The organism is Moorena sp. SIO4G3 (assembly GCF_010692305.1).
Taxonomy (GTDB): Bacteria; Cyanobacteriota; Cyanobacteriia; order Cyanobacteriales; family Coleofasciculaceae; genus Moorena; species Moorena producens_A.
This window is the reverse complement of the sequence record NZ_JAAHIG010000418.1, coordinates 1-7318: the sequence shown is the minus strand read 5'-3', so window position 1 is coordinate 7318 and position 7318 is coordinate 1. Positions and strand designations below refer to the sequence as shown.

Here is a 7318-nt window from a genome sequence, read left to right as displayed (position 1 = left end):
TCCCTACTCCCTATTCCCTACTCCCTACTCCCTATTCCCTACTCCCTACTCCCTACTCCCTACTCCCTACTCCCTACTCCCTAAGACTACCGTATAATAATATAATAGATAAAGCGTAGCCCTGATTACCACTGTCAGCCAATCTATTATGCTTAAAAGTTCTTTGCCAAAATCCTCTCTGAGGACTGAGCAACCTCCAGACTGTGAGATATCCCAGTTATCCCCTACTTCCTTGACTCTGATCGCTGATTTCTTTAAAGTCTTATCTGAAGTAAGTCGGTTGCAGATTATCTGTTGTCTGAAGTCCGGCTCCAAAAATGTTAGTCAAATTATCGAAGAAACAGGCTTAGGTCAAGCCAATGTATCCAAGCATTTAAAAATCCTAGCTAAAGCAGGGATTGTCACTCGCAATCAACAAGGAATCAATGTCTTTTACCAAATAGCTAATCCCTTTATATTTGAGCTATGTGAGCTAGTGTGTGATTCCCTGTCACTGCAAATAGAGCAACAACATCAAAAGCTAGAGCAACTCAAAGCGATGCAGCAATCTTTTTAGGGACATTGGTAATTGGTAATTGGTAATTGGTAATTGTGATTACTCCCGAACCATTACCCATTACCCTACCTGATCAAACCCTAGTCTATGCAGGTCACGCCGGGAGCAAACGGTATCGACATATTGGGGAACAAAAGCAATTCAATCTTAGAGGTTGTCTGAGAAGTCTAATTTGCTACACCTAAGCCCCCGTTGGTCCCCCAAGCGAGCAATCCCTCGCTTGGGGGACTTTTACCAGCAAATAGATTCTTGTTCCCCCCAGAATTGGGGGGCTAGGGGGGCAAAATTCAGTATCAAAAAACTTGGGAGATATCCTCTTAAGCATTCAGCCGTTGGCCAAAGGCCAATAGAACCTCAAGTAGCGTGCCCATAGCCCATAAGCACCTCAAGTAGCTTGGGCGTAGCGCATATGCTTATATCAAGTCTGGTTGAATACCTAATAATTAAGGGGCGGGGGCGGGGCTCATAAGGGTAGGTTTTTTACTTTGACGTCAGGTGTGGGGTGTGGGGTGTGGGGTGTGGGGTGTGGGGTGTGGGGGATAAGAAAGCGCTGCATCGCTTCTTCGTTGTTTTCCTTTTCCTCTCCCTCTCGGTCGTCCCATGTTTTACCCAAATGTAAAAAACCTACCCCTGTGAGATCTCCCCACCTCTCTACCGGTGAAATTTTATTTAGTCCGACGCAAGAAACAGCCCTGCTCCCAGGAGGGGAATATGGGGAGATGGGGGAGGTTTTTATTAAGCGATGCAGCGCGGTCTTGGGGAGGCAGCGCGGTCTTGGGGGTTCCCCCCATGAGCGACTGCCGTGGTTTCCCCCATGAGCGACTGCATCAAGACAGGGTAATTATCCTGACATGATCTAAGAAGATGATCGAAGCCTTTGCAAGAACACGAAAGTTGCCGTGAACTGACAGTCACCCCCTGAAACTAGACAAAACTGAGACAAAACTGAGACAAAAAACTGAGACAAAAAACTGAGACAAAAACTGAGACATTCTGTTGTTGTATTCCCACTATTCTGAAACTATAGAACGTTTAGCGACATGCAGCTATTGCGCTGAAACCGCTGACTGTTCACACTTTGCTGATGTATATCACTAGGATTTACGGCTTGTTGTCCAAAGTTCAACATCAGACTATCAACTCACAAATTAAGGAGAAATTTCAATGTCACAAATCACAGGTACAGCAGAGGACAATACCCTCATTGGAACTGCTGAGGCTGATCAGATTGATGGCTTGGACGGTCATGATTTCATCCGTGGTGAAGGCGGTAATGATCTAGTCGAAGGCCGAAGAGGTCGGGACGATATCTTTGGCAACGAAGGCAATGACACCCTCAATGGTGGTGGCGGTCGAGATGATATCTTTGGCGGCGAGGGCAATGACCAGCTCAATGGTGGTCGCGCCAATGACGAACTCTTTGGCAATCGGGGCAACGACCAGCTCAATGGCAATGATGGCAATGATACCCTAGCAGGAGCTGGCTATGTCATAGGTAACACTAGCTTGGCTTTTGGCGGCGGCGAAATTGATACTCTAACTGGTGGGTCAGGAGCAGACCGGTTTAACTTGGGGATTCCCGAACGACTTCTCGATGACATCCGTCTCCCTGAAGGAGTATTCTATACAGCGTCTGGCAACAGTGACTACGCTTTGATTACTGACTTCAGTGTTGCAGAAGATACTATCGGTCTCTTGGGCAGTGCCAGTGACTATGTTTTGGTCGAGCAAAGCTTTGCTGGTGCAGGGGACTCATCAACGGATACTTTAATCCATCAGAATAATTCTGGTCAAGCTGGTGAACTGATCGGTGTTGTGGCGGATGTCACCGGTCTGGCTCTGAGTAGTTCGACCCAATTCACCTTTTTCTCCTAGTATTAATTCCACTGTATTAATTCCGCTGCTATAGCAATCCTACCTAAATCCTAAACCATTTGTGAACAACACTTCCTCAAGAAAATAGTACTGAGTTTTGAGTGCTAAGTTTTGATTAAAAACTGTCACTGTTCACGGTTCAAATAGGATGGCTATAAAAGGGATTACTACTAACTGTAGCTTCCCATAACTAAAAACTAATAGTTATTAATGCAACTTATGGGAAGCTTTATTAATTTGGTTTAACGTTTGCCTCAACATTTGCAATGGCTTGGTCAAGGGATTAATTCCCTGTCATGAGCTAGCTGAGAAGTACAGACAATTAACATTTTTGCAATTTTAAGGAGACACTCACATGCGATTTTTTCTAGGTACAGACGAAAGCGAATTAATTGATCTTGAATCATCAACTGAAGGTTTTACATTTGTCGTGGCTGAAGGTGGTGATGACACTATTATTGGCGGGAGCGGTGATGAAACCCTCCGTGGTGATGCAGGCAATGACTCGATCAATGGCGGTGATGGCAATGACAGAATCGAGGGTGGTGAGGATAACAACTCGATCAATGGTGGTAATGGTAATGACAGCATATTTGTTCTTGGTAATGGGAATAATACCCTGCTGGGCGCTCCAGGTAATGACACTATCTCTGGCGCTGATGGCAATGACTTTATCAATGGAGGACAAGATCAAGATAGCTTGAGGGGTTTTGATGGCGATGACACCATTCGTGGCGGTGCAGGTAATGATACCATCCTTGGTGACAATGGTAATGATTCACTCTTTGGGGGTAGCACTGGTGATGATTTCATTGAAGGTGGTGGAGGCAATGATACCCTTGACGGTGGAACGGGTAATGATTCACTCTTTGGCAACTTTCAATCTTTTACCGCTGACGCTGGTGTACCGTCTAATAATTACATTGTAGGTGGCACTGGTAATGATTTTCTGTCTGGTAATCGAAGCTTTCCTCGGGGTCAAGATACATTAATCGGTGGTGCTATTGGTGTTAACTCTGGCTCAGGAGAAATTGACACTTTGCAAGGTGGTCTATCCAGTCAAGATACTTTTGTACTTGGGTTAGCAGCAGACCCGGCCAATGGTCTCCCTCAAGATGAGATACTTTACGATAACGGAGGCCTACAAGACTATGCTTTGATCACTGAATTTGGAAGACAAGGAGATAGTCGGGGTCCAGATACAATTCAATTGGTAGGAGAGCTTGATGATTATGTCTTAGGGGCATCTCCTTTCACTAATCCCACCAATGATATCGATGGTAATACTAGTCAACTAGCTATTTCCCTGGACTCTAATGGTAATGGTAATTTCGATTCTACAGATGAATTGATTGCAATTGTTGATAATGTTTCTTCCCTTGAGTTTACTGTGCTACTAACTCCGGAGGTTTTCTTCACTTTCGTTTAGGGTTTGTGACTGATATTGTTAGGGATAAAGCGATCGCTTTATCCCTAACAGGAGCTGCCAAGCAGAATCAATGTCACCTTGATACTGACACCCTTAGCAGTTCCACTTAATTAAACTGAAAATATCGAAAATAGTTTCCCAACACCCAACACCCAACACCCTATTTTCAAGACAGGTTTAATTAGGTTGACCTACTTACAAGGTAGAAGACACAAGACCAAAGGCACAAGGAAGAAGGAACTGTTTTTAGTCAACTGTTAACTGCCTAAAAGCTTAACTACGATGGAAGACTCTCACTGAAATCTCGGTGAGAGAAAGGGAACACGGCAATGGGGGAGGGCAAATTGCCAATCTCAATCTTTGTAATTTGAAAGGAGAAAAGACTATGGCTTTAATTCAAGGTACAGAATTGAATAATTCACTCGTCGGTACCCCTGCAAACGATACTATAGTTTCCTTCGGAGGCGATGACACTATTGATGCTACTCAAGGTGGCAATGACTTGATCCTTGCTGAGTCAGGTAATGATACTGTCACTGGTGGGAGCGGCAATGATACTGTCACTGGTGGTGATGACAATGATTTGATTGAAGGCAATGGTGGTGATGACCAACTAACTGGTGGGAGAGGCAGTGACACGATTCGCGGCGGGTCTGGTAATGATGATATTTTTGGCGGTAGCGGCAATGACACACTTCGTGGTGGCCGTGGTAATGACAGTGTTAGTGGTTTCGATGGTGATGACTTCCTCTCTGGGGGGGGTGGTGATGACTCCCTCAATGGCGGTAACGACAATGATCGAGTAGTGGGTCTCAGTGGGAATGATTTCCTTGAAGGTGGGGCAGGAAATGATACCCTTGACGGTGGAACGGGTAATGATTCTCTCTTTGGCGACCGTCAATTTTCTTCCTCTGGTAATAATGTACCGTTGAATGATTACCTGGTAGGAGGCACTGGTAATGACTTTCTGGCTGGTGGTAACAGCATCGATTCTTTTCTGAATCAGGGTCTAGATACATTAATTGGTGGTGCTATCGGTGTTAACTCTGGAGCAGGAGAAATTGATACTTTGCAAGGTAGCATATCTAGTCAAGATACCTTCGTACTTGGGTTAGCACCAGATCCGGCTAATGGTCTTTCTCAAGATGAGATACTTTACGATAACCAGGGTACACAAGACTATGCCTTCATCACTGACTTTGGAACAGCACGAGCAAGTAGTGGGCCAGATAGGATTCAATTGGTAGGAGAGCTTGATGATTATGTCTTCGGAGCATCACCTTTCACTAATCCCACTAATGATTTTGATGGTGATGTTAGTCAACTAGCTATTTCCCTGGATTCTAATGGTAATGGTAATTTCGATTCTACAGATGAATTGATTGCGATTGTTGATGGGATCTCTCCCATTGGTCAAGATGTGCTATCGAATCCCAGTTCTTTATTCACCTTTGTTTAAAAGCAAGGTCATTTTTCGGCAATCAAGGTAAATCAATATGGTTACAACTCCTCAAACTAACCAAAAAACAGCCGCTATCGTTTCCCATGACTTTAAATTCTACGCCCATCACCGCAACTACTGGCTCAATGGTTTAGCCATAGCGTACATATTCGGTGGTTATGGATTTTCCATCTTCTGCATCACGACCGATACTTGGTGGTTGAATTTGCTGGGAACAATTTTACTAGTACACACCCTGATGTGGTCTGCTTACTTTGCCCACGAATGCTTCCACCACAACATTTTTGCCCGTCCTGCTTTAAATGTAGTCTTGGGTGAAATGATGCTCTTCTTGACGGGCTCTTGCTACAGTCGCTACCGCGATTTGGCTCACCACCATATAGCTCATCATGTACATAAGGTAGATCTGTCTCCCTTTTCACCCCGAACTCTCACCGATTTCCTGCAATCTCTACCACCGCCGATCAGAAAGTTAATCCTATGCCTAGAATTGCTGTATTTCCCCGCCATGAATCTAATCTTACGCTGGATGATCGCCATTTCTCCCTTCCTCGGTCACAGCCGACGAGATGAGCGTGTTCGCAACGCTTCCCTCTTACTGCTGCGAGGGGCTCTATTTGCCTCTTTAGCAGTCTATGCACCTCATGCAGTGCTATTGTACTTCATTGCCTATCTTTGCTTTCTGAACATAACCCAATTCCTAGAGTGTTTTCAGCATACTTTTCCTGTTTTTTCCATCAATAGCAAGATACCCAAATATAGCCAAGAGCATGAGGAAGTGAATACTTATACTATCACCTGCTCGCGACGCTGGCTCGACCTACTGATATTTCTCAACCATAACTATCACAATGCTCACCATCGGCTGATGAGCTGTCCCTGGTATCTACTATCTCAGTTAGATGCCCAACTCTACCCTAGTAATTATCAGCAGCGCATACCAGTCTGGAAACTGCTGGGTAACTACTTCTACTTTAGTTATCGCACTCAGCGCTTGTTTCAAGGTCAGGAAACTGTAGAAAAAACTGAGAAAGGTGACAACTTCGACAACTTTGTTGGTGCTACTGGTCTGTCTTTCATGCTGTTGCGGACACCATTCGATGGACTGAAGTTATCTAACTATGTTGGGGACAATTTTAACTTAGTTAGAGCAAAAGTGTAAGAGCCAATCTCAAACTGGAGTCTTAATTGTTCAATCTATCTCTAAATTTAGTGAGACATTTGTTATGAATCAGAATCTCAAACTGTATGATTTAGTTTTGCAAGGGGGACATGTCATTGACCCTGCTCAAAACCTCAACGATATCTATGATGTTGCGATCGATCAAGGTAAAATTGCTGCTATTGCCCCTCAATTACCTCTCCACCCAGCTCAAAAGACTGTTTCAGTTGCAGGTAAAATTGTCTGTCCTGGTCTGATCGATTTACACACCCACATTTACGAATGGGTCGTTAGTGATAGTCTTGGGGCGGATGATGTCGGCATCAATGCTGGTGTCACTACCGTCGTTGACCAAGGTGATTGTGGTGCTGCCACTTTTTTAGGATTCAAAGCTTATGTAATTGAAAAAGCCCAGACAGACGTACGCTGTTTTCCTTCCATTAACTTAACCGGAACGATCACACCGGACTGCTCCAGAACAGCCTTTTATGGCCCTGACATGGTAGATATTGAGGCTCTGGTTTCCCTGGCAGCAGAGTATCCCCATCTAGTGCGTGGTTTCAAGGTGCATGGAGAATCTGGGGCTTTATCTCGATGGGGAACACAAGTTTTAGAGTTAGCAAGGAAAGCAACTGACCTCGCTGATCTACCTTTATATGTACACATCGGGGAATTGTTTGATGTAGATGAAGCCCATCGTCCTCAACCAGCTCAAGTCATAGAAAAAGTACTCCCTTTTTTGCAGCCCGGTGACCTACTGACCCATTGCTATAGTCACCGTCCTGATGGTCTACTCGGGAAACGTCAGAGGGTACCAGAGTCTCTTGATCGCAT

The 7318-nt window shown here is 44.7% G+C and carries 8 protein-coding genes and 1 pseudogene; 7 read left to right on the top strand and 2 right to left on the bottom strand.

The genetic code is table 11. From position 1 onward, the window contains the following. Nucleotides 1–148 precede the first annotated feature (148 nt). Together F6J99_RS38595 and F6J99_RS38590 are read left to right on the top strand one after the other, a co-directional pair. The gene (locus tag F6J99_RS38595; RefSeq protein ID WP_070396004.1) at nt 149–556 is read left to right on the top strand and encodes a metalloregulator ArsR/SmtB family transcription factor; all 408 of its coding nucleotides are present in this window, start codon (nt 149–151) and stop codon (nt 554–556) included. Between the two features lie 26 nt (nt 557–582). Continuing rightward, nucleotides 583–741: a hypothetical protein gene (locus F6J99_RS38590; protein WP_293121276.1), complete on the top strand. Its 159-nt coding sequence runs from the start codon at nt 583–585 to the stop codon at nt 739–741. 278 nt (nt 742–1019) lie between these two features. Here F6J99_RS38590 and F6J99_RS38585 read toward each other — a convergent pair whose 3' ends face one another. Next, complete coding sequence (locus tag F6J99_RS38585; RefSeq protein ID WP_293121274.1) at nt 1020–1169, bottom strand: hypothetical protein; 150 nt, start codon at nt 1167–1169, stop codon at nt 1020–1022. Nucleotides 1170–1221: 52 nt separating this feature from the next. Continuing rightward, entirely contained in the window at nt 1222–1347 is a 126-nt protein-coding gene (locus F6J99_RS38580) for a hypothetical protein (protein ID WP_293121272.1), read from the bottom strand. A gap of 373 nt (nt 1348–1720) precedes the next feature. Here F6J99_RS38580 and F6J99_RS38575 point away from each other — a divergent pair, with 373 nt between their 5' ends. The 5 genes and pseudogenes from F6J99_RS38575 to F6J99_RS38555 all read left to right on the top strand — a co-directional run. After that, nucleotides 1721–2431 carry a calcium-binding protein gene (locus F6J99_RS38575; RefSeq protein ID WP_293121270.1) on the top strand — a complete coding sequence of 237 codons (711 nt, stop codon included), beginning with the start codon at nt 1721–1723 and terminating at the stop codon, nt 2429–2431. A 355-nt stretch (nt 2432–2786) separates the two neighbouring features. Further along, nucleotides 2787–3860 carry a calcium-binding protein gene (locus F6J99_RS38570; protein WP_293121268.1) on the top strand — a complete coding sequence of 358 codons (1074 nt, stop codon included), beginning with the start codon at nt 2787–2789 and terminating at the stop codon, nt 3858–3860. Nucleotides 3861–4167: 307 nt separating this feature from the next. Then, on the top strand, nt 4168–5319 hold the full coding sequence (locus F6J99_RS38565; protein ID WP_293121266.1) for a calcium-binding protein: 1152 nt from the start codon (nt 4168–4170) through the stop codon (nt 5317–5319). A 37-nt stretch (nt 5320–5356) separates the two neighbouring features. Next, entirely contained in the window at nt 5357–6484 is a 1128-nt protein-coding gene (locus F6J99_RS38560; RefSeq protein ID WP_293121264.1) for a fatty acid desaturase, read from the top strand. 64 nt (nt 6485–6548) lie between these two features. After that, nucleotides 6549–7318: pseudogene (locus F6J99_RS38555) on the top strand (hypothetical protein); the annotation flags it as partial.

Excerpts from the sequence above, each read along its gene's own strand:
- F6J99_RS38595 (WP_070396004.1), top strand. The coding sequence starts at position 149 with ATGCTTAAAAGTTCTTTGCCAAAATCCTCTCTGAGGACTGAGCAACCT.
- F6J99_RS38580 (WP_293121272.1), bottom strand. The coding sequence starts at position 1,347 with ATGGGGGGAACCCCCAAGACCGCGCTGCCTCCCCAAGACCGCGCTGCA.
- F6J99_RS38575 (WP_293121270.1), top strand. The coding sequence starts at position 1,721 with ATGTCACAAATCACAGGTACAGCAGAGGACAATACCCTCATTGGAACT.
- F6J99_RS38570 (WP_293121268.1), top strand. The coding sequence starts at position 2,787 with ATGCGATTTTTTCTAGGTACAGACGAAAGCGAATTAATTGATCTTGAA.
- F6J99_RS38560 (WP_293121264.1), top strand. The coding sequence starts at position 5,357 with ATGGTTACAACTCCTCAAACTAACCAAAAAACAGCCGCTATCGTTTCC.